Genomic DNA, 20,433 nt, shown 5'->3' with positions numbered 1-20,433 from the left:
GCCAAGTATCCAAAGAGGCGCCGCGAGGCGTGAAAGCCGCTACTGCCCCAAGGACGGATCCGGTCCGAAGTCGGCGACCTGCATGGTGGCGGATCCACCGGGCGGGCTGTTGAGCACCCCGCGGACGCGCACGGGGATGCCGGAGTCGTGGCAGCGGACTGCTTCGTGGTAGCCGGCGTCGGGGAGGTCCATCCAGACTGTGCGACTGCGTCGCTGGATGAGCGCTTGGACGCCCACCCTGCCCGTCTCGTCGTCCGGATGCCGGTTCAGATGGGTGACCAGACCGAAGATCACGTTCTCGCGGCTGTAGACGCTCGTCTTGAGCTGATCGGACACCCGCTCCACGATCGCGATGGCGTCGTGGTTGAACTCGACCTCCCGTGGTGTGCCGGGTGGAGCTGAGGCCACACGGGACCAGTTGAAGGTGACGTCCAGCGTATCGACCGCGTCGCTGTTCACGACCTTCGACAGGGCTTGGCAGAGCTCGTACGAGACGCCCTCCCCGATGGAATCCGTGATCTCGCTGGGAGTGGGTACGCGCTCGGCACCGGCCATCTCCTCTAGTACACCCAGGGCACGGGACATGGTCGCGGTGACCCGTCGGTCGAAGAGCGTCTCCTCGACCTCGATGTCGATCTGTTCCTGTCCCCGCTCGTACACGTCCAACGGCGACCGCGCCTGGCTGATGATGGGCACGATGTACGAACCCTTGCGGGTCTGTCCGAGTCGGACGTCCCGGGCCTGATCCCGGGCGCGAGTCGGGAAATTGCGAAAGTGTCCCTGGCGGCGGATGGTGGCTGCGGCCGAGGCCACGCGGAGGCGCTTGGCAGACTGGAAAAGCTCGAATCCGGCATCCAGCGGAATCGATCCGTCGCGAATCGTGGGGTGGGAGGCCCTGAGGTCTGTGACGTCGTGGAACACGGACGCGATGGCGTCCCGTACGGTCCGCGTGTCTTCGGTGCTGATGCGCGCCAGGTCTTCGACGAGCATGCGTGCACGTTTCCCGAAGTCCGGGGCTCCCGGCTTCATGGGGACGAGTACGACTTCCTCGGTCGGCCCTGGCAGGCGCCAGAGCTCGGCCACGTCGCCGCCGGACACGGTGGACCAGCCGGTGACCTTGAGGTAGCTCCGGATTTCGTCGGGTCCGAAGGGAAGTGTGTCGGTCGCCATGTCAGTGCACCCCCGTGCTGCCGGACAGGAGAATGCTCCGTGCCATCTCGAACATGCCGCGCATGGACTTCACCGAGAGCTGCTGCTCCTCCGGGAGGCTGATCGCGGTCGTGGCACGGCTGGCAACCGAGTCACGGCCGTGCAAGCAGGCCCAATACCCGTGGCAGGCCAGCACGATGGAGTCAGAGTGCTGGGTAACCCAGAGTTCGAGGTTGGATGGCACCACCAGGAGAACCAAGTGGCCCGGTGCCGAACGCTCCCTACTGCGAAGCTTGTTGTAGGTCTCGACATCCAGGTCAAAGCTGTACCCGCCTCGGATGGTCCGCGGACTCTGGGTGCACTTCAGCTGAAAGTCGACCATCAGGCCGCCGTCCCGGAGCGTGACGTCTACACCGTCCTTGTCGACGTTCCAGTCGCCCACGGTGTAGCCGCCTTGGGAAGCGAGAGCGTGTACGTACGCGCGACTGATCTGTTCCTTCTGCCAGCTTGTCGCCTCGCCTGCCACGCGCCCTCCCCCTTGTCGCTTGATCGGGAGAATAAGTGCGGGCGAAGCATGGGGGAACAGGGCCTCGACGCGCAGGTCGACAGCAGGCGTCGACAGCGCTTCATTTGAGCCACGTGTCTCCAGCGGCGGCACGAGCCCTCGTCCATGAAGCCGCTTGCGGTCAGTGACATGGGCGGTCTGCTCTGGGCTACAGGGAGAGATCAGGCGAATGCCTCCTGACAGAAGGCGTTGCGGACGTCGGTCAGCGGTTGGCGGTCACGGGTGTAGTAGAGCTTGTTAGTCAGCAGGACCGCCCACCGGTCCTGGCTGGGGGAGATCCACATGCCGGTACCCGTGAAGCCGTAGTGGACCCAGACGTCCTGGTCAGCGGTCGTGCCGGGAGCCGGGTGCCAGAACAGGCCGCGTTTCGGCTGGAGGTCGCCAGTCTGCACGATCAGGGAGTGGGCGGTCCACTCCGCTCCGAAGCCGGCCCGGGTGGGGGCCATGGTGAGGTCGAGCATGTAGCGCAGGAAGATGGCCAGGTCGTCGAGGACGGTGAAGGTGCCGGCGATGCCGCACACTCCGCAGAGGAGCCGAGCGGAGAAGTCGTGGGCGGTTCCCTTGAGGTGGGTGCCGGTGTCCTGGTCGAGTTCGGTGGGGGCGCAACGGGCGGCGAGGTTGGTGGGCAGCGGGCCGAAGCGGGTGGTGTTCATGCCCAGGGGGCGCCATGTCCTTGCCTCGGAGAGCTGGTCGAGGGGCAGGCCGGAGAGGTGTTCGGCGAGGTAGCCGAGGATGAGGGCTGCCCGGTCGGTGTACTCGACGGCTTCGCCGGGCGGTCGGTTGAGGACTTCGTGCAGGACTCCACGGCGGATGCCTGCCGGGTCGGTGCCGTAGAGGCTCTTCAGCTGGGCCCGGAGGGGGAGTCCGGCGGTGTGGGTCAGGAGCTGGTGGGCGGTCACGGCCCCGAGGGGGCGGCCGGTGACCTCGTCCCAGAAGGTGCCGAGCGGGGCGTCGAGGTCGAGGACGCCGTCCTCCCACAGGGCTCCGATGGAGGACCAGACAGCGAGGATCTTGGTGAGGCTGGCGGCGTCGAAGACGGTGTCCGGCCTCATCCTCACGTCCGGTTCGTCGGGGTCCAGGACGCCGGTGGCACCCGTTGCCCGGACCCCGCCGGAGTCGCTGACGGCCCACACCGCGCCGGGGTAGACCTTGTCTCGGACGCCTTCGTTCAGCAGGTTCTCGATGCGGTCGGCGCGGTACGGCATGGTCTCCTTCTTCGTGTGGGCATCCCAGCCGCCAGCGTAGTGACGTGGGCCGGTCGTGCCGGGCAACGGCGTGCCGCTGGTCGCGGGGGTGTTGCCTGGCCCCGGCTGGTTCTCAGGTGAGCTGGCGGCCGAGGTCTGCCAGTTCTCGGGCGGTCTTCGACAGGGGGTACCGGGCGGCGTTGGCGTATCCGGCCTGCCGGATGGCGGGGAGGAGACCGGGTTCGGTCCGCAGGCGGTCGAGATCCCGGGTGAGCGCGGAGGGGTCGGTGAAGTCGGTGGCCATGCCGGAGCGGGCGAGGGCTTCGCTGAGGCCGGGGACGGGCTGGTAGAGGACGGGGAGGCCGCAGGCTTGGGCTTCCAGGGCGACCAGGCCCATGGCCTCCAGGGTCGTGGAGGGCATGACGAGCACGTCGTGCTCGGCGAACGCCTTCCAAGTTTGAAAGCCACACCCGCTCCCTTGGGGGCCAACCACACGAAGGGCTCGCCCGGTTCCGTAGAACAATGTGGGGAAGTTTGAGGGGAGATCGGCTGAGGCGCAGAGGCGGAGGCCGAGAGGGTCTGGGAGCACGGGAGGGATGAGTGCTGTGGGTGAGCCGTTGCGGGTCGCCGTGCTCGGTGCCGGTGCGGCCGGCCTGGCGTTGGCCGGGCGCATCGCGCTGGCCGGGAATCATGTCACTGTGGCCAACCGGTCGATCGGGCGTCTTCGTGAGCTGCGACGCCGAGGCGCGATCACAATCGAGCAACCCGACGGCAGTCGGGCCGAGGCCGGGGCGGACGTCGCCGATGTACCCGTCGACGCGGTACGGGCGGCACAGGTGGTCGTGCTGGCGGTGAACAGCGACGCGCAGCCCGAGGTCGTCGTCTCGCTTGCGCCGGTGCTGCGTGCGGACCACGTCCTGTTCCTGATTCCGGGCCACAGCGGGGGAGCGTGGGCCGTGACCGCCGCACTCGCCGGATCCGGAGACCCTTCCCATGCCCTGATGGTGGAGTGCCCACTGCCCTTTGTCTGCTTGTCCACCGGTGAGGCATCGGTGCGGATTCTGCAGGACAAGGCGGATCTCGCCTTGGCCGCGTGGCCGCGCGCGGGTGAGGGGTCGGCTGTGGACATCGCCGTGCGCATGGGCTTCGCGCCGACCGGGGTCATCGACGTGCTCACCGCCGGTCTGAGCAACATGTCGGCTGTGTTCCATCCGGCGCTGATGCTGGGCAACTGCGCTCGGATCGAGACGGGTGAACGTTTCCCGATCTTCGCCTCGGGCGCCACGCCGTCCGTCGGTGCGCTGTTCGCCGCGGTCGACGCCGAGCGGCGCGCGGTCGCGGCGGTCTACGGCGTCTCGGTGCCATCCGCCGCCGACTGGCTGAGGAACTGCTACGGCTCGACCGGCACGACCTTGGACGAGTTGATCGCCGCTACGCCGGGCTACCGCGACTTTCCCTCTCCCGGCTCGGTCGACCATCGTTTCCTGCGCGAACACGTCACGGCGGGGCTGGTGCCGCTGGCCGAACTGGCCCGGGCCGCGGGGATGCGGACACCCGTGTCCGACGCCTTGATCGTCCTCGCGTCCGTCGTCCTCGGTACCGATCTGCGGGTCACCGGACGGAACCTGGAGGCGCTCCTCCCGCCGGACGTGCCGACGAGCGCCGCCTGTTCGTACTTCAGGGAGGCCCGGTGAGCCGTGCCCCCGGCACGCTCTCCGTCACGGCGGACGGCGCTGCTGGAGTGCGGCCCGTGCGACATCCGGTACCGGGGTTCTCATCGCTCACGTCACATGACGGTACGGAATGACACCCATGGTCCTGTCCTGAGGCCGTCGCGCAGCGTACCGATGCGGCGCTGCCATTCGGCGCGCAGACGGGGGCGAGTGCGCAGCAGCGGTAGCACCACGGTGAGGACGTTGAGGGCATGGACGTTCATCAGGGTGGGTGCGCCAACCCATGAACGAGGGTCGAAGCCATAGGCGTCGACGAGGCGTTGGTAGCCCGACCACGGACGCCCGTAGCGCAGAGAGCCGGCGAGTTCGGGGGCCAGGTCCCATTCGGGCGGTCCGACACACATGAAGTCCAGGTCGCACAGGACGGCGTGTCCCTCGGGTGCGCGCAGCATGTTGCCGATGTGGGCGTCCCCGTGGATGACCGTGCGGGGCAGCACGAAGGGAAGCCGTGGCAGCTCGTCCGCGACGCGGTCGGCGAGGTCGTGGAGGAACGCGAGGTCTGCAGGAGGGATGTCGTCCGGTGCCCGGCCGAGTCGGGCGCGGGCCACGCTCAGCGGGTCCCAGTCGCGGAGCGGGCAGGGTGGGGGGCCCAGCGTGTGAATGCGGTGGAGAGGGTCGGCGAGTTCCGCTGCCGTCGGCTCGTGTCCGGGGTGTTGCGGCAGGTAGTGCCAGAAGGTCGCCGGCATCCCGGTCGACGTGATGACGGGCTGGTCGACCGGGAGTGCGGCGAGCCGCACGGTGGGCAGGCCCGCATCCTCCAGCCAACGCGCCAGGACGACGATGCGAGTGGCGTCCTCGATGTCCAGTTGTGGGCCTGCGATACGCACGACAAGGGGCGTCGAGTTGAGGCGGAAGACCGCGTTCACGGTGAGGTGAAGCAGTTCGGCGCCCTCCGCACTCACACCCGCGATCCGACAGGCGTCGTCGAGCGCGTGCTGGAATCCACCGGCGGTGAAGGAAGTCATGTCCATGGGTAACCTGTCGACGGCTCGGGGCGGCGAAGGAAGAACGGTCCGATGACGAGGGGGCCCATCAGTGCCGCGGCGCAGCGGGCGACGGCGTCGCGCGGGCGATTTTCGATGGGCATCTCGGCCACGTTGAAGCTGGTGTTGACGACGACCAGGGCGCCTGTATCCCGCCCGAATCCATCAGCATGCGGGCGGGAACGGGTTCGTCCAGTATCTCCGGGGCCAGGGGATTCGACACCCCCATCCGCCAGACGAAACAGGCCAAATCCGGCGACGGAGTGGTACGCCCGGACCGGGCCGATCGCGGCCCGGTCCCGCGTCCGACATGGCTCGGTCCCGCGTCGGCCCCGGACTGTCAGCGGCCTCGGTCCCGCGCGGAGCTCAGACCGGTACGGCGTCCGGCGGTCGTACTGCCAGGTGGCCTGCGCGGGTGAGCGCCGCGACCCAGGCGGCGCATGCCAGTCCGAGGGTGGTCAGCGCCCCCCAGACCAGGTATTCCTCGTGGCGTGTGGCGTCCCACAGGGCGCCCGCGGCGAAGTTTCCGCCGGTGATGCCCACACCCGCGACGGTGCTGTAGAGCCCGTAGTGAGTGGCGACGAAACGGCCCCGGGCCAGCGCCACCACCATGTCCATCTCGAACGGATGGATCACGGCCGATCCCACAGCCAGCAGCACGGCAGCCGTGGCCAGGCACCCGCTCCTGACCACGGCGGTCTCCTGGGGAAAGAGTGCGAGCGGGACGAACGCCAGACCCATGAGCGACAGTCCTCGCACCAGGATCTCCTGGGCACTCCACCGGCGTTTCACCCACTCGGTCAGGCGCAGCTGCGCCACGACGGCCACGGCCGCCGACATGACGAACAGACCGGCGGTCACGAGTGGGCCGTCGGAACCGAGTGTCTCGGAGGCGACGAGCGGAAGGAGCATGTAGGTCTGGAAGGTCAGAACGGAGGATCCGGCCATGGCCAAGGCGAACAGTGCGAAGGGTCGGTTGGCGGCCACCGCCCGCCACTGCGCCGCGACCCCGCACGGCGCCGGACCGCACCGTGCGGGCAGGGCCCGCCACTGGAGAACGGAGAGGGCGCCGAACATGCCGGCCGCCACCACGCACACCAGACGGAAGTCGAAGGCCAGCAGGGCGAATCCGGCGATCGGTCCCAGCAGCATCCCGCCCTGGAAGTAGACGTTGAAGACGGCGAAGGCGTCGACGCGCCGCTCCCCGGCCTCCGCCGCGAGGTAGGCGCGGACGGCAGGGTTGAAGAGGGCGCTGGCGAAGCCCGTTGCAAGAGAGGCTGAGATGAGTGCGGGGAGGCTTTCCGCCCAGCCCAGCATCCCGAAGCCCACCGTGCGGAGGAGACAGCCCGTCAGGATGGGCGTCTTGTAGCCCACCCGGTCGACGATCGTGCCTCCCAGCAGGTACATGCCCTGCTGGGAGAAGTGACGAAGGCCGAGCACCAGCCCCACGGCCCACGTGGCGAGCCCCAAGTCACCCGCCAGGTGGGAGGCGAGATACGGCATCAGCATGCTGAAGCCGAAGTTGATCGCGAACTGGTTCACCATGAGCAGCCGCACGATCGGCGGGAACGACCGCGTCTGCCTCCAGAGGCGTTTCATCGGCGTCCCCGGCTCGCCCCGGGCCGGAACCCATCCATGCGTAGCACGGCACGTCGACTACACCAGGTGACCGAATGGGCATTCATGGATGCCGAGAGTAGTCACAGTGGTGACGTCGGAGACGCGCTCATGTGCGGTGCGGGCACATGCTGGCATGAAGTCGCCACTGACCCGGCGAAGAGGACCGGGAGGGCGACTGCCGCCGCCCTCTCCGTCGCTTCCGATCGCAGTGCCTGCAACCGCACCGCGCTCAGGCGGCCCGGCGGTTGCCCTGGTCGTCGCAGGGCAGCTCGGAGGCCGGGTGGTTCGTCGTGAAGTCGCGGACGGCCTGGCGCTCGGCCTCGGCGATCGCGGTCGGTTCGACGTTGACGATGCCGCCGAAGGGGCGGTCGACGTCCCGGATGATGCACAGCGTCGTCGTCAGCAGTGCGGTGATGACGACGAGCGTAATGATCTGTCCACGGTTGTTCCTGCGGGGCAGACAGATGCCGAGGGCCGTCACGGTGATGATCAGTGTGGCGAGCAGGAACCAGAAGATGGCGCCGGGGATGCTGGGGGTGGCCTGGGTCAGACGCTCCTCCCGCTCGTCGGAGCGCTTGTTGTCGGCGGCGATGAGCATGCCGAAGACCGGCTTGCCCTCCAACGAGCGGAAGGTCGTCCGGAAGTCCGTCGACCACACGCTCGGTGCGGGGGAACCCTTGCCGTCGGACATGGCCGGCCATTCCTGAGTGCGTACGGCACGGGCGTAGCAGACCGCGTCGGCCTGGATCCTGGCCCGTTGGGCCTCGGGTGCGTACTCCGCGGTCTCCACCAGTTGGTCCACCGCCCGGGCCTCGCCGCGCGAGGCGACCTCGGCCTTGCCGTACGAGCCGTTGGCCGTGACCAGGACGAAGGCCAGCAGCAGGACGGTCAGGGTGAGGAGGGGGCCGACCAGGTCCTTGACGGCCATGCCTGTGTCGTCGTCCTCGCTGAGCAGCAGGGGCCGCAGCCAGCGGTTGGCGGCGAGGCCGGCGAGCAGAGCGAGGGCGGCGACGACGATGACGAGGATCACGGGCGGATGCCTCCGAGGGCGGCTTGGGGGACCCGGTGCGGGTGGGTGTCGCCACCTTGTTCCGTCGCATGCGGTGACGGGAACAGCGGAAACGTTCGGTCGCCCCCGTACGAGCGACGTCCTTACGCCGGCGGGACCACCCGCCCTCAGCGGCGCAGCAGTGCCGACTCGTCGGCGCACCGCGACTCGCTCACTCTCCGCATTCATGGATGCTCTACTCGTAGCGGAATGTGGTTAGCTTCGAGGCGTGAGACGCCTGTGGCGGCAGACCCGGTCGTTTCCTCCGGCGGTACGGCTGCTCATGCTGAACCAGTTCGCCGGAAACATCGGCTTCAGCATGCTCATGCCGTATCTCGCCACTCATCTGGCGGACGGCCTCGGGCTCGCCGCCTGGGCAGTCGGGCTCGTGCTGGGGGTCCGTCATTTCTCCCAGCAGGGCATGTTCCTCGTCGGCGGCACGATCGCCGACCGCCTCGGCTACCGGGCACCTGTCGTGGCGGGCTGTCTCCTGCGGGCCGCCGGCTTCGGCATGCTCGGCTGGGTGAACAGCCTCCCGGCGCTGATCGTGGCCTGCGTGGCGATCGGATTCGCCGCGGCGCTGTTCAACCCCGCCGTCCGCGCCTGGCTGGCCGCCGCCGCGGGTGAGCGGCGGGTGGACGCCTTCGCCGTGTTCAACGTCTACTACCAGTCCGGCCTGCTCCTGGGGCCACTCGTCGGACTCAGCCTGCTGGCCGTCGACTTCCGGCTGGTGTGCGCGGTGGCGGCGGCCCTCTTCGCGGCGCTCACCGTGCTCCAGTGGCGTGCCCTGTCCGCGGGGGGCGGACCGGTGGCGGGTGCTGCCGGAAGCGGCGTCCCGGCACAGTGGCGCACGGTCGTGGCCAATCGTCCGTTCCTGCTCTTCTCCGGGGCGATGGCCGGATCGTACGTGCTGGCCTCCCAGGTCTACCTGGCTCTGCCACTCGCCGCGGCCGACGCTCTGGGCAGGAACGGGACCGCCGTCACGTGCGGGCTGTTCGTCGTTTCGGCGGCGGTGACCGTCACGGGGCAGCTCCGGCTCACCGGCTGGGCCAAGGAGCGGTGGGACTCCGGCGCGGCACTGGTGCGGGGGCTGGTCGTGATGGGGACTGCTTTCGCGCCGCTCGCGCTGGTCGGCCCCGGATGGAAGAGGGGTGAACTGGTCTGCCTCGTCGTGGCGGTGGTGCTGCTCGCCGCCGGGGCAGCGGTCGTCTATCCGTTCGAGATGGATACGGTGATGGCGCTGTCCGATGGCCGTCTCGTCGCCACCCACTACGGCTTCTACAGCACCGTCTCCGGTATCGGCGTCACCCTCGGCAATCTCGCCACCGGCGCCCTGTGGGACCTCACCCGGCAGCGTGCTGCCCTGATGTCCCTGACCTGGGGCTCCCTGACCGTTCTCGGCCTGGCGTGCGCGGCGGCGGTGGCGGCTCTCGCGCGCGGAGGTCACCTGAACGGACGGTAGGCGGAGGCCGCAGAAGGCCGGCCCGGCGACCGGTCGGCGCCCCGCCGATGGCGTGGCGGAGTCCGCCTCCTCGCCATATGGCTCATTTCGCGGGGGTGCCGTCCGGGGGCGTGCCTTCCATACTGCGGGAAGATCCCGGCACGAACAGGGACAGCCCCCATGGCACGGTCTGCGTGAAAGGAATCCCCTTGCGCGAGACGGACGGCATTCGAGGCACCAAGGCCGACTCGACCGGATCACGGGTGCGATGGCAGGTGGTCGTTCTGCTGTTCGTGGCCGTCGTCATCAACTACGTGGACAGATCGAGCCTGTCCGTGGCGCTCCCGGTCGTGGCGAAGGAGTTCGACTTCGACGCCGGCGTGTCCGGGCTCGTCCTCGGCGCCTTCTTCTGGACGTACGCGGTGTTCCAGATCCCCTGCGGGCGGCTGGTCGACAGGTTCGGAGCGCGCCGGGTGCTGGCCGTCGCCGCGGTGGCGTGGTCCCTGGTCACCATGGCGACGGGCCTCTCCTCCGGCTGGGTCTGGCTGCTGGGTTTCCGGATGCTGCTCGGCGTCACCCAGGCCGCGATGTTCCCGGCCGGGACCAGTTGTGTGGCGCTCTGGTTCCCGCGCGACGAGCGGGCGACGGCGAGCGGGCTGTACGACAGCGGCGCTCGTGTGGGCACGCTGGTGACCCTCCCGGTGTTCGCCGCGCTGATGGTGGTGGTGGGTTGGCGGGGGGCCTTCGCCGTCGTCGGGGCCGTGGGCCTGGTCTGGGCGCTGGTGTGGTGGTGGATGTTCCGCGACCGACCGACCGAGCACCCCGGCGTCTCGGTGGCGGAGCTGCGCCACATACGCCGGACGGAACCGGATCCGCCGTCGGCTGACACCGTCGAGGCCCGGGGACCCGACTGGCGCGTGCTGCTGCGCAGCCGAGCCGTCTGGGGCACGATCGTCGCCGTCGTCGCCCAGTCGTACGTGATCTACTTCTTCATCACCTGGTTCCCGTCGTATCTGGTCGACGCCCGCGGGTTCACCCTGCTCGAACTGGGCTTCTTCGGGATGATCCCGGGGCTCGCGGCCATCGGGGGGAACTGGCTCGGCGGGTGGGCGTCGGACGCTCTCGTCAAGCGGGGCAGGACGCTCACGTTCGCGCGGAAGTCCTGTGCGGCGGGCGGCCTGCTCGTGTCCGCGTCGATGGGAGCCGCGGCCGTCGTGCCCGGCGCCGGTGCCGCACTCGCCCTGCTCTCGTTGTCCTTCGCCGGGGTGTCGTTCGCGACGTCCGTGCTGCTGACCATCCCGGCGGACCTCTCGCCCCCGGGAACGCCGCTGGCGGGGACCTTGCAGAGCCTTCAGAACACGTTCTCGGGCTTTGCGGGCATCGCCTCGCCCCTCATCGTCGGTGTGCTGAAGGACGTCACCGGATCGTTCGTCCCCGGGCTGCTGTCCGCCGCTCTGGTCGCGGTCCTGGGCAGCCTCGCGCTGCTCGTCGTCGTGGATCGGATCGACGCCGACGTGCTCGTGGCCGACGGACGCCGTCTGGTGCCCGGGCGCGGGACGGGGCAGGCTGAGAGCGGAGTCCCGTACGGCGGTGACGGCGGACAGGAGGTGCGGTGATGGGGGACGAGATGATCCCGCGGGTGGCGCGCGGGTGGATCGACGACAGGGCCTTCGCGGTCCTGGGCATTCCCCGGGCGGACGGCCCTCCCCACCTGTCGGTGGTGTGGTGCATGACGGACGGGGACGAGGTACTGGTCAGTACCCTGCGCGAGCGGCTCAAGTACCAGATGCTGGAGCGGGATCCCCGCGCGTCGCTGCTGGTGTACCCGCGCGAGAATCCCAACTCGTACGTCTCCGTGGAGGGCACGGTCGCCTTCCAGGAGGAGGGCGCCGCCGACTTCATCCAGGCACTGGCCATGAGGTACAAGGGGCGCCCCTACCCGGAAGAGCCGGACGCCGGGCGGGTGACGGTGCGTCTGCGGCCCGAGCGCGTCTACGTCAGGGAGCGTCCCACCGCCATCCAGTGAGGGGAAGCTCCCGGCCGGACCGCGCGGCCTCGGCGGCGGTCACGGCCACGTACGCGGCCGTGTGGGCCTCCCGGAGCGTCGCCGCCCGCGGCGGCTTGCCGTGGGCGCAGCATTCGGTGAAGTGCTCGTGCAGGGCGACGAATCCGGCGTCGTCGTCTTCGAGGGTCTCGGTGTGCGGAGGACGGCTGCCGTCTGCCGAGGCCGTCTCGACGCGGAAGTGGCGGGCGTGGAAGAGTCCCCGCTCGAAGGCGGCGGAGCCGGCGGAGCCGACGATGTCGAGGCTGCCGAAGGGGACGTGCGGGTCGCTGATCCAGGAGCCCTCGACGGTCCCCACGGCGCCGCCGGGGAAGCGGAGGAGCACCGTGGCGGCGTCGGCCGCACCGCCACGGCCGGTGTGCGTCATGGCCGCCACGGAGCGGGGCTGCTCGCCCACCATCCAGATGATCTGGTCGATGCCGTGGACCAGGGATTCCACGATGATGCCGCCGCTGCGTGCCTCGTTCCAGAGCCAGTCGCCTTCCCGGTCCCGCAGGCTGTACATGCGGTGGTAGGCGTGGGCTACGGTGCCGAGTTCACCGGCCGCGATGCGGTCGCGGAGCCGCTGGAGCGGCGGTACGAACCGGAAGTGGTACGGCACCATCACCGTGAGGCCCCGGGTCTCGGCCAGTTCGGCGAGGCGCGGGATGCCGTCGGGGCGCAGGCCGACCGGCTTCTCGATCACCAGGTGCTTGTCCGCGCGCAGGACCGCCTCGGCGATCTCCAGGTGGGTGTCGGGAGGGGTGCACACCACCAGGGCGTCGACCGCCGGGTCGGTCAGGACGTCGTCGAGGTGGTCGGTGACGTCGGCGGTTCCGAAGTCGGCGGGCACCCGCCGGGGCGTGCCGGGCTCCACGACGACCCGGACCAGCTCCGCCCGTTCGACCCGGTTCAACACCCGGGCGTGCCGTCCGGCCGACCAGCCGCTTCCCACGATCGCGTAGCGGATCATGCGTTTCCTCCTGAGGCTGTGGGGTCCTTCATGTCATGGACTGCCGTGGCGGCGCGGTCGGCCAGCTGTTCGGCCGTCAGTCCCGTCGCCCGCAGTAGGTCGGTGTAGTCGCCGGAGCCGGGCGGGGCGGTGAGATCGCACCGTACGAGGTGGGGACGGGTGCCGCCCACGGTGTCGGCCGTGAGGGCTTCGTCCAGGGCTGCCGCGAGCCCGCCGGGGCGGTTCTGGTCCTCGACCGCGAGCACGACGGGGAACCCGCGCAGGGCGGCTGCGAGCTCCGGCGGGACGGGAGACAGCCGGCCCACCTGCAGGGCCGCCGCCGGGATGCCGTGATGCCGGGTCAGCAGCCGGGCAGCTTGCTGGACCTGCTCGCTCAGGGCGCCGTGGGCACAGAGCAGGACGCGTCCGTCCGGAGGCGGCGGGGTCAGCCAGCGGGTGGGCGTCCAGGAACGGGCGCCCGTGGCGGGCTGCCCGTCCAGGTGGACGGGGCGGCGGACGAGCCGTACCCAGCGGGGCCCCGGATGGGTGGCGCAGTAGGTTGCCAGGGCCCGCGCGTCCGACGCGTCCGAGGGGGCGACGACCTCGATGCCGGGCACGGCCCGCAGGAGGGCGGCGTCCTCGGTGGCGTGGTGCTGGGCGCCGTCCCGGCCCGCGCTGAGCCCGGTCATGCCGGCCAGGAAGGTGACGTCGGCCTCGTGGAGGGCGACGAGGGAGCGGATCGGCTCCAGGGCCCGCAGGGAGAGGAACGCGGCGAATCCGGCGACGACGACCTTGAGTCCGCCGCGCCACAGACCGAACGCGGCGGCGACCGCGGTGGCCTCGGCCACCCCGACGTCCACCACCCGGCCGGGGTGAAGCCGGGCGAAGTCGCCGAGCCGGAAGGAAAGGGTGGCGTCACAGGTGACGATCACGAACGGGTCGGGCCCGCGCAGGAGTTCGGCGCACAGGGTGTGGGTGAACGCCTCCAGCTGGGACTCCTCAGGGGTGGTCAGGGTGCTCACCTCCGGCCCGTGTGGCGCTCGGTGTACATCTGGAAGTCCGGTGAGGCGGTGTCGGCGGAGAGAACGACGTTGACGAGGGTCGGCCGGTCGGCCTCCAGTCCGGCTTTCAGAGCCTGCTCGAAGGAGGCGTCGTCCCGCACGGTGTGTGCGTGCCAGCCGAAGCCGTGCGCCACCGCGGTCCAGTCGGTGGCGGCGAACCGGTCGAGCAGGTCGGGTCGGCGCAGTCCGACCGTCGAGACCCGGTCGAGCAGTCCGAAGGCGTTGTCGTTGAGGAGGACGAAGACGAGGCGGGCTCCGACGCGGACCGCGGTCTCCATCTCCTGGCAGGCGAGGGCGAAGCCGCCGTCGCCGCCGACGCCGACGACCGTGCGTTCCGGCTGGGCGACCGCTGCCCCGATGGCGGCCGGGAGGGCGTAGCCGATGCTGCCGCTGCCGCGCGGGGCGATGACGGAGCGGCCCGCGCTACGGGTGCGGAAATGGGCGCCCGCCCAGCTGCAGGCGCGGGAGGCGTCGGCGATCAGGGCGGTGTCGGCCGGACAGGCCCGCTCCACGGCCTGGATGAGGGCGCCGGGGGCGGGAGGCGCGGTGTCGTGCGGCGGATCGAGGAGGGCGCCCGTGGTGCCCGTCCAGGCGAGGGCGCCGGGCCAGCCGGCCGCGCGCAGGGCACTCGCCAGGTCCGTCAGGGCCGCGGCGGCGTCGGCGTGCAGCACGCACCGCGGGGAGAGGATGCGGCCGAGTTCCTCCTCGTCGATGTCCACTTGGACGCAGACGGAGTCCGGCGCGGGCAGCCGTCCGTAGCCGGTGGACTTGTCGCCCGCCTTGCTGCCGACCCAGAGCACCAGGTCGGCGCGGGAGGCGAGGTCGTTGGCCGCCGTCGAGCCCTTGGCGCCGATGACACCGAGGCTGTGGGGGTGGGTCTCGGCGAGGGCGCCCTTGCCGTTGAAGGTCGTGGCCACCGGGATTCCGAAGGCTTCGGTGAGGGCGGCCAGTTGGTCGTAGGCATGGGACAGGTGGACTCCGCCGCCGGCGACGAGGAGGGGCCGCCGCGCCGAGGCGAGCAGGTCGACGACCTCGGCCACCGCTCCCTGGTCGGGGCGGAGGCGGGACAGGGCGGGCCGAGCGGCGGACGCCGGTGCGGCGGTCTCCGATGCCGGCGTCTGTGAAGGGGCGGGCCCGGGGGCGCCCGGACCCGCCAGGAGGTCGGAGGGGACATCGAGGTGGACGGGGCCAGGCCGGCCTGCCGTCGCCAGACGGACCGCCCGGGCGGCCAGGGCGGGCAGGCGTGCGGCGTCCGGTACGGCGAGGGTGGCCTTGACGCACGGCCGGAACATCTCCTGGTGGCGGCAGGCAGCCGTCGTCCACTGGTCCTCCTGGCCGAGCGGCACGCCACTGGTCAGGGCGATCAGCGGTATCGAGCTGTTGTACGCCTCGTGCAGCGCGGGCAGGAGCAGCGGCGAGCCGATGCCGCCGGGCGCGTCGACGACGGCCGTCTTCCCGGTGAACCGTGCGCAGGCGTCGGCCATGTATCCGGCGGCGGTCTCGCTGCGGGCCATCACGTGGCGTACCCCGGCGCGGCGCATGGCGGCGTACAGAGGCAGGGTCGACTCGCCGGGCAGGCCGAAGAACGACTCGACTCCCGCGTCCCGCAGGGCTTCGACGAGGGTGTCGGCTCCGGTACGTGTCACGTTGTCCTCCCGGGGACGGTTCGGCCGGCGTGCGGACGGTCGGGTGATGCGGAAAGGGCGGTCTCGACTGCCCGCAGCTCCGAGCCGAGCGCGCGTTCCGCCCTGTCGAGCGTGTCGTCGTCAGGGATCCAGCTCATGGGGACGGGCTTCTCCTCCAGGGCGGGGACGCCACTGCCGCGGACGGTGGAGGCCCACAGAACGGCGGGGCCGGCGGTACCGGTCAGCAGGCGGCCCATCTCGGTGTCCAGGGCGGCGAGGTCGTGCCCGTCGACCGCGGCGAAGGCGGGGGCGGTCGACTCCAGCATCCGCCGGGCGACGTCTCCTCGCGGGGTGGTGCCGCCCGACTGGTAGCCGTTGGCGTCCACGACGAGGAGCAGGTTGCGCAGTCCGGCGCGCACGGCCCACTGGTAGCCCTCCAGGGCGACGCCGGTCTGGAGCTCGCCGTCTCCCGTGACGACGGCGACGCGACCGCCGCCACCCCTCAGGGCGAGCCCGTGGGCCAGGCCGGCCGCCGCGGGGACGCCCAGGCCGAGGGAGCCGGTGGTCATCCCGACGCCGGACAGGAACCGCAGGTTGGGATGGCCCTGGTAGGGACTGCCGAGGGCCGCGTACGTCCCGTCCCCCTCCCAGCCGGCGACGGCCGCGTACAGGGCGGGGGCCGCGTGCCCCTTGGACAGGACGAGACGGTCGTGATCCGGCGTCTCCGCTCCGCCGGGCCCCGCGAGGTCGAGGTGTTCGGCCAGTACGGCGAGGAGGTCGGCGACCGACAGGCAGGAACCCAGGAATCCCCAGCGGGCGCTCCGTACCGCGCGCACCGAGGCGAGCCGCAGGCGCAGGGCGCGGGCCCGGACGCGGGCCGGCCGCTCCGTGCCGTGGCGTGCGTCAGCCATCGGCCTGCCCGTCCCGCTCGCCGCCGGTCAGGTTGACGAGGACGGGTTCGTCGCGGCCGATCTCGCCGCGTGCGGCCAGCTGGGCGACTCCCGCGAGGGCGGCCGCGGCCGCGAAGCACACGTGGATGCCCTCGTCCTCGGCGAGCCACCGGCGCGCCCGGACCATCTCGTCGTCGTCGACCCCCGCGAAGCCCCCGCCGGTCCCGGTGGTGATGGCCCGCATGAAGGGGTAGGTGTTGCTCGGGTCGCCGCGCAGGATGGCCTTGGCGAGTCCCTGCGGCCGACGCAGGATGTGATGCGGCTGGATGCGGTCGCTGCCCTCCCGGTCGGCCTGCCACATGGGCGCGCAGCTGAGCTGCTGGACACAGACGAAGCGCGGCAGCGCCGGCAGGCGGCCCATGGCGAGGTACTCCTGCGCCCCCTTGTGCGCCCCGTACACGCCCATGCCGCTGCTGACCGCCTGGAACACCACTGCAGGAGGGCTCGGCATCTGGTCGTACGCCTCCAGGTAGGCCAGTTTCAGTCCCTCCCGGCGGGCGGAGTTGAAGAACCCGCCCTCGAAGAGGAGCTCCTGGTCGGCCGCGAAGGCCCGGCCGGCCGAAGCGGCACCCACGAAGTCGTCGTCGACGACGTGCAGTTCGACCCCTGGGTGGTGGGTGTACTGGTGGCGGTCCACGAAGTCGCGCCCGGTGAAGAGGTGGACCTTCATGGCGTCGGTGAAGCGCAGCCCCCAGGCGAAGGACGTGGAGCTGTTGCCGGTGGAACTGGCCACGAACTCGCTGACGCCCTGTTCCTGGAGCACCGCCAGCACGCACGCGGCCATCCGGTCCTTGGTGGTCCGGGTGGCGTTGCGGGTCTCGTCCTTGAGGTAGAGGTGGTCGAGCCCGAGCCGGGAGCCCAGGGTGCGGGCGTGGACGCACGGGGTGTTGCCGTCGCCGATGTGGAGCGCGGACTCGGCCCGGTGCAGCGGAAGGAGGTCGAAGTACCGTGCGGACGGGACCCCTTCGTCCTCACGCACCCTGGCCGCAGTCAGGTCGTAAACGGGGTCCAGGAGCCCGCCGCAGGAACAGCGGGGGTCGACGGCGGCGTACGGGCGGGAGGCGCCGCAGCGGACGCACACGGCCCGGAAGTCCTTGTGGGTCGTCGGGGTCATCGGGGCTCTCCCACGGTGGCGCCGGCCGCCGTGGTGGCGGTGCGGGTGTCGGCAGGGGCGATCACATGGAGACCTCCGCCGGGAGTCAGTCCCCGCTGCCGGCCGGTCCGGCGGTCCCCGGACAGCAGGATCACGTTCATGTGGTTGGGCAGGTGGGTGTCGTCGAAGCCCAGGACGTGCCCGAGGAGCGTCCCGTCCTCCTCGTGGACCGCGTCGCCGACCGCGAGCAGTCCGCCCGTGAACTCGGCGAAGCCCAGGTAGGACACCTCGTCGACGCGGTCACTGCCGGCGGGGGGCGGCGCGGGCGTGGTCATGAGCTCGTGGACGGAGCCGGCCGTGACGACGCGGGTCTGCCAGCGCTCCGGCTTCATGCCACGGCTGAGCCGGCGGTGCTCCATCACGGCGACCCACCGGCCGGTCAGGGGGGATCGCGGCCAGTTCCGGGCGTCCGGCCGGTCGGGGACCGGCTCGGTGAGAAGCCGTCGCCCGAGCTCACCGGCGACGGTGCGGGCCGCGACGGCGTCGTAGCCGTCCACGGCGACCCACGGGCGGGTACCGGTCTCCTTGATGAGGGCCGTGCCGACAGGAGCCTCCGGGGTGGCGCCGATGCCGTGCCATGCCGGGAAGCGGGCGGCGGACACCCTGGCCGCCTCGCGCAGTGCCGACTCGCGGCTGGTTCCGCGCGGTCCCACGAGGAGGGCGAGGGGCGCCTCTTGCAGCACCCGGCAGCCCAGGGCCTCCGCGAGCTCGTCCGGGGTGAACACCGCAGTGCCCCGCGGGTCCCCGGCGGTGACCGCGGGTGCGGCCAGCTCCGGATGGTCGGCCAGGCACACGTGCCTGGCCAGGGAAGGGATCCGGCGCAGCAGGCTCACCGGCAGCTCGCACGGGGACGGCAGGCCGCGTAATCGTAAGCCGTCCGGTACGTGCGGGTCGTGGGTGACTTGGACGGACGACCAGGACAGCAGGGCGTGGCCGTGCTCGTGGAGCAGCGGGACGAGCGCGGTGGCCGTCCCCCCGCCGGTGTCGAGCAGGAGCGCCGCCCCGGTGGCCGAACCGACGGCCGCGCCCGCGAGGACCGGGCCGTCCTGTGCGGCGACCGCGGTGAGCAGCGCGGCGGTCAGAGCGGCCGGTTCCGTCAGGGAGCGCGGGTCGTCGCGCTGCCCCGCATACAGGACGGACCTGGCCGCCGTGTCCGTGACGAAGCGGTCCCGTCGGCCGGGCATCCGCACGAGACGGAACCCCTCGGCGGCGCTGAGCGTCGCGGCGCGTCCGCTGCGCCCGCCGTGCAGGGGCAACGGCTCGGCCGGTCGGCCGCTGGGAGCGGTGAGCCGGTCAAGCCGACGCGGGTCGAGCGGTATGGCCAGGCACACTGCGTCCGGCGGCGGCTGTCCGGTCGTGTCGGAGTCCGGCGGCACATGGGCCGGGCGCAGGGCCGCGGTGGCGTAGCCGATGACGGCCGGGTCGCTGCTCAGCAGCCGGACCCGGCGCGGACCGACGGCGAAGTCGGCTGCGTGGCCGAGTTCGGAGCCCAGGTCGGCGGCGAGGCCGGTGAGCGGAAGGGCATGGTATTCGGCAGCGATCACGGGATCCCCCTCTTCTCGCTGGATGACATTGCCGGAGTGACGGAGACGTGTGCGGGTCCGCGACGAAGGGCCCGTCGCGACGTACGGGTGTCGTGGGCGGAGGCCCGATCGGGGTGTGCGGGGGCACCGGGGCCCAGGGAGACAGCCGAAGCACGGGGTCGGTCGGATCACGGGGGGTCGGTCGGATCACGGGGCCGGTCGAGCCGCGGCGCTGGTCGAGCCACGGGGCCGGTCGAGCCACGGCGCTGGTTGAACCACGGTGGTCAGTCGAACCAGTGGTCCGGGACGGTCACGCCGAGGCCCGGCTCTTCGGGCAGGCTCAGCCGCCCGGCCCGCACGGTGAAGCCGCCCTGCGGGCCGTGCTCGGGATCGAGAACGACGAGGGAGAAGTAGTAGTCGCAGCCGTCGACGAGGGAGGGCAGCGTGAGCATCTGGTGCAGTGCGGCTGTCGTCCCCAGCCGGGACTCCTCGAACGCCCCTGCGTACCCGTAGACGCCGTGCAGCGCCGCCGCGGCGGAGATCCGTCCGACCGCGCCGTAGCCCCCGAGTTTGCCGAGTTTGAGGCTGATCAGGTCGTACGAGCCGTCCGCCAACAGACGGCGCGCGTCGGCCGGGGTGCGGCAGCCTTCGTCGGCGCAGAGGGGCACGGAGAAGGACCGGCGCAGCCGGCTGAGCGGCTGGTGGTGCTCGGGGGAGAAGGGCTGTTCCACGAAGTCGATCGGCACGTCGGCGACGGCCCTCATCAGGCGGGGCACGTCCAGCGGGTCGCCGGTGCAGTTGAAGTCCAGCCGGATCACGATGTCGTCGTACCGGCCGGCGAGGGACTCGATCCTGGCCGCGTCGGTGCGCCAGTCCCGTACCCCCGTCTTCATCTTGAAGATGCGGTACCCCTCCTCGTACCTGGCCCGGACGAGCTCGGCCTCTTGGACGGGGTCCTGGGCCGACACGGAGTACGACAGTCCGAGGTCGGGGCGCCGAAGTCCGCCGAGCAGCGTGTAGACGGGAATGCCCAGGGCGCGGGCGGCGAGATCGTGAAGTGCCGTCTCGACGGCGCTTTTCACTGCCGGATTTCCGACTATGGCCGCATCGATGGCGGTGCGACATCCTTGAAGATCCAGTACGTCACGGCCCTCGATAGCGGGTCTTAAAAGCCTCTCGGCCACGTGGCATATTCCCTCTGGAGTCTCCGACGAGAAGAGGTTCCAGGTGGCCGCCTCACCGTACCCGGAGACACCCTCGTCACTTCTGACCCGCACGAACACATTGGTCACGGAGTCGATCAGGGAGCCGGCACCCATTTCCTGCTTCTCCCGAGTGGGAAGCGTGCGCACGGCGGTGGAGATGTCCCTGATGCGCATGAAATACCCCTTGAAGTTATGTCTTG

At 71.1% G+C, this 20,433-nt stretch carries 18 protein-coding genes and 1 pseudogene; 4 read left to right on the top strand and 15 right to left on the bottom strand.

The window, feature by feature from the left end:
- Positions 1 to 39: 39 nt before the first annotated feature.
- The 4 genes and pseudogenes from ACFCY7_RS08225 to ACFCY7_RS08210 form a co-directional block, all read right to left on the bottom strand.
- The gene (locus ACFCY7_RS08225; RefSeq protein ID WP_376482439.1) at positions 40 to 1,170 is read right to left on the bottom strand and encodes a hypothetical protein; all 1,131 of its coding nucleotides are present in this window, start codon (positions 1,168 to 1,170) and stop codon (positions 40 to 42) included.
- A gap of 1 nt (position 1,171) precedes the next feature.
- Positions 1,172 to 1,807 carry a DUF4365 domain-containing protein gene (locus ACFCY7_RS08220; RefSeq protein ID WP_376482437.1) on the bottom strand — a complete coding sequence of 212 codons (636 nt, stop codon included), beginning with the start codon at positions 1,805 to 1,807 and terminating at the stop codon, positions 1,172 to 1,174.
- Between the two features lie 68 nt (positions 1,808 to 1,875).
- Positions 1,876 to 2,919 carry a serine hydrolase domain-containing protein gene (locus tag ACFCY7_RS08215; protein ID WP_376482435.1) on the bottom strand — a complete coding sequence of 348 codons (1,044 nt, stop codon included), beginning with the start codon at positions 2,917 to 2,919 and terminating at the stop codon, positions 1,876 to 1,878.
- A 112-nt stretch (positions 2,920 to 3,031) separates the two neighbouring features.
- Positions 3,032 to 3,358, bottom strand: a pseudogene (locus ACFCY7_RS08210) (glycosyltransferase); the annotation flags it as partial.
- 145 nt (positions 3,359 to 3,503) lie between these two features.
- Between ACFCY7_RS08210 and ACFCY7_RS08205 the strand changes: the two are divergent.
- Positions 3,504 to 4,592: an NAD/NADP octopine/nopaline dehydrogenase family protein gene (locus tag ACFCY7_RS08205; RefSeq protein ID WP_376482433.1), complete on the top strand. Its 1,089-nt coding sequence runs from the start codon at positions 3,504 to 3,506 to the stop codon at positions 4,590 to 4,592.
- 92 nt (positions 4,593 to 4,684) lie between these two features.
- Here the strand turns inward: ACFCY7_RS08205 and ACFCY7_RS08200 are convergent, their stop codons facing one another.
- The 4 genes from ACFCY7_RS08200 to ACFCY7_RS08185 form a co-directional block, all read right to left on the bottom strand.
- Positions 4,685 to 5,596, bottom strand: a complete 912-nt coding sequence (locus tag ACFCY7_RS08200) for a phosphotransferase enzyme family protein (RefSeq protein WP_376482431.1) — start codon at positions 5,594 to 5,596, stop codon at positions 4,685 to 4,687.
- Entirely contained in the window at positions 5,593 to 5,850 is a 258-nt protein-coding gene (locus tag ACFCY7_RS08195; RefSeq protein ID WP_376482507.1) for a carbamoyltransferase C-terminal domain-containing protein, read from the bottom strand. Before ACFCY7_RS08195 ends, ACFCY7_RS08200 begins: the two co-directional genes overlap by 4 nt.
- Before the next feature lie 130 nt (positions 5,851 to 5,980).
- Positions 5,981 to 7,213 (bottom strand): MFS transporter, encoded by a 1,233-nt coding sequence (locus ACFCY7_RS08190; RefSeq protein WP_376482429.1) that lies wholly within the window; start codon positions 7,211 to 7,213, stop codon positions 5,981 to 5,983.
- A gap of 250 nt (positions 7,214 to 7,463) precedes the next feature.
- On the bottom strand, positions 7,464 to 8,264 hold the full coding sequence (locus ACFCY7_RS08185; protein WP_376482426.1) for a hypothetical protein: 801 nt from the start codon (positions 8,262 to 8,264) through the stop codon (positions 7,464 to 7,466).
- A 247-nt stretch (positions 8,265 to 8,511) separates the two neighbouring features.
- On the opposite strand from ACFCY7_RS08185, the gene ACFCY7_RS08180 reads away from it, so the two are divergent.
- From ACFCY7_RS08180 to ACFCY7_RS08170, 3 genes are all read left to right on the top strand, one after another.
- On the top strand, positions 8,512 to 9,744 hold the full coding sequence (locus ACFCY7_RS08180) for an MFS transporter (protein ID WP_376482424.1): 1,233 nt from the start codon (positions 8,512 to 8,514) through the stop codon (positions 9,742 to 9,744).
- Between the two features lie 188 nt (positions 9,745 to 9,932).
- Positions 9,933 to 11,339 carry an MFS transporter gene (locus ACFCY7_RS08175; RefSeq protein ID WP_376482422.1) on the top strand — a complete coding sequence of 469 codons (1,407 nt, stop codon included), beginning with the start codon at positions 9,933 to 9,935 and terminating at the stop codon, positions 11,337 to 11,339.
- On the top strand, positions 11,339 to 11,749 hold the full coding sequence (locus tag ACFCY7_RS08170) for a PPOX class F420-dependent oxidoreductase (protein ID WP_376482420.1): 411 nt from the start codon (positions 11,339 to 11,341) through the stop codon (positions 11,747 to 11,749). The genes ACFCY7_RS08175 and ACFCY7_RS08170 overlap by 1 nt, the downstream gene beginning before the upstream one ends.
- On the opposite strand, the gene ACFCY7_RS08165 is transcribed toward ACFCY7_RS08170, so the two are convergent.
- The 7 genes from ACFCY7_RS08165 to ACFCY7_RS08135 form a co-directional block, all read right to left on the bottom strand.
- Positions 11,721 to 12,737 (bottom strand): Gfo/Idh/MocA family protein, encoded by a 1,017-nt coding sequence (locus tag ACFCY7_RS08165; protein ID WP_376482418.1) that lies wholly within the window; start codon positions 12,735 to 12,737, stop codon positions 11,721 to 11,723. The genes ACFCY7_RS08170 and ACFCY7_RS08165 overlap by 29 nt on opposite strands.
- Positions 12,734 to 13,738, bottom strand: coding sequence for a hypothetical protein (locus tag ACFCY7_RS08160; RefSeq protein WP_376482416.1), 1,005 nt, complete (start codon positions 13,736 to 13,738; stop codon positions 12,734 to 12,736). The genes ACFCY7_RS08165 and ACFCY7_RS08160 overlap by 4 nt, the downstream gene beginning before the upstream one ends.
- On the bottom strand, positions 13,735 to 15,423 hold the full coding sequence (locus ACFCY7_RS08155; protein ID WP_376482414.1) for a thiamine pyrophosphate-binding protein: 1,689 nt from the start codon (positions 15,421 to 15,423) through the stop codon (positions 13,735 to 13,737). Before ACFCY7_RS08155 ends, ACFCY7_RS08160 begins: the two co-directional genes overlap by 4 nt.
- The gene (locus tag ACFCY7_RS08150) at positions 15,420 to 16,313 is read right to left on the bottom strand and encodes a hypothetical protein (protein WP_376482412.1); all 894 of its coding nucleotides are present in this window, start codon (positions 16,311 to 16,313) and stop codon (positions 15,420 to 15,422) included. Before ACFCY7_RS08150 ends, ACFCY7_RS08155 begins: the two co-directional genes overlap by 4 nt.
- Positions 16,306 to 17,466: a pyridoxal-phosphate dependent enzyme gene (locus ACFCY7_RS08145; protein WP_376482410.1), complete on the bottom strand. Its 1,161-nt coding sequence runs from the start codon at positions 17,464 to 17,466 to the stop codon at positions 16,306 to 16,308. The genes ACFCY7_RS08150 and ACFCY7_RS08145 overlap by 8 nt, the downstream gene beginning before the upstream one ends.
- Entirely contained in the window at positions 17,463 to 19,049 is a 1,587-nt protein-coding gene (locus ACFCY7_RS08140; RefSeq protein ID WP_376482408.1) for a DUF6917 domain-containing protein, read from the bottom strand. Before ACFCY7_RS08140 ends, ACFCY7_RS08145 begins: the two co-directional genes overlap by 4 nt.
- Positions 19,050 to 19,312: 263 nt before the next feature.
- Positions 19,313 to 20,347 carry a mandelate racemase/muconate lactonizing enzyme family protein gene (locus ACFCY7_RS08135; RefSeq protein ID WP_376482505.1) on the bottom strand — a complete coding sequence of 345 codons (1,035 nt, stop codon included), beginning with the start codon at positions 20,345 to 20,347 and terminating at the stop codon, positions 19,313 to 19,315.
- Positions 20,348 to 20,433: the final 86 nt, after the last annotated feature.

Origin of the sequence: Streptomyces sp. NPDC056361 (genome assembly GCF_042262805.1) — a bacterium.
GTDB lineage: Bacteria > Actinomycetota > Actinomycetes > Streptomycetales > Streptomycetaceae > Streptomyces.
Note: the sequence above shows the minus strand (reverse complement) of the source record. Positions and strands in the feature narration are given on the sequence as shown.

Bases quoted from the DNA above. Each gene is read 5' to 3' on its own strand.
- ACFCY7_RS08225 (WP_376482439.1), bottom strand. From the start codon at position 1,170: ATGGCGACCGACACACTTCCCTTCGGACCCGACGAAATCCGGAGCTAC.
- ACFCY7_RS08215 (WP_376482435.1), bottom strand. From the start codon at position 2,919: ATGCCGTACCGCGCCGACCGCATCGAGAACCTGCTGAACGAAGGCGTC.
- ACFCY7_RS08200 (WP_376482431.1), bottom strand. From the start codon at position 5,596: ATGACTTCCTTCACCGCCGGTGGATTCCAGCACGCGCTCGACGACGCC.
- ACFCY7_RS08190 (WP_376482429.1), bottom strand. From the start codon at position 7,213: ATGAAACGCCTCTGGAGGCAGACGCGGTCGTTCCCGCCGATCGTGCGG.
- ACFCY7_RS08170 (WP_376482420.1), top strand. From the start codon at position 11,339: ATGGGGGACGAGATGATCCCGCGGGTGGCGCGCGGGTGGATCGACGAC.
- ACFCY7_RS08165 (WP_376482418.1), bottom strand. From the start codon at position 12,737: ATGATCCGCTACGCGATCGTGGGAAGCGGCTGGTCGGCCGGACGGCAC.
- ACFCY7_RS08150 (WP_376482412.1), bottom strand. From the start codon at position 16,313: ATGGCTGACGCACGCCACGGCACGGAGCGGCCGGCCCGCGTCCGGGCC.
- ACFCY7_RS08145 (WP_376482410.1), bottom strand. From the start codon at position 17,466: ATGACCCCGACGACCCACAAGGACTTCCGGGCCGTGTGCGTCCGCTGC.
- ACFCY7_RS08135 (WP_376482505.1), bottom strand. From the start codon at position 20,347: ATGGGTGCCGGCTCCCTGATCGACTCCGTGACCAATGTGTTCGTGCGG.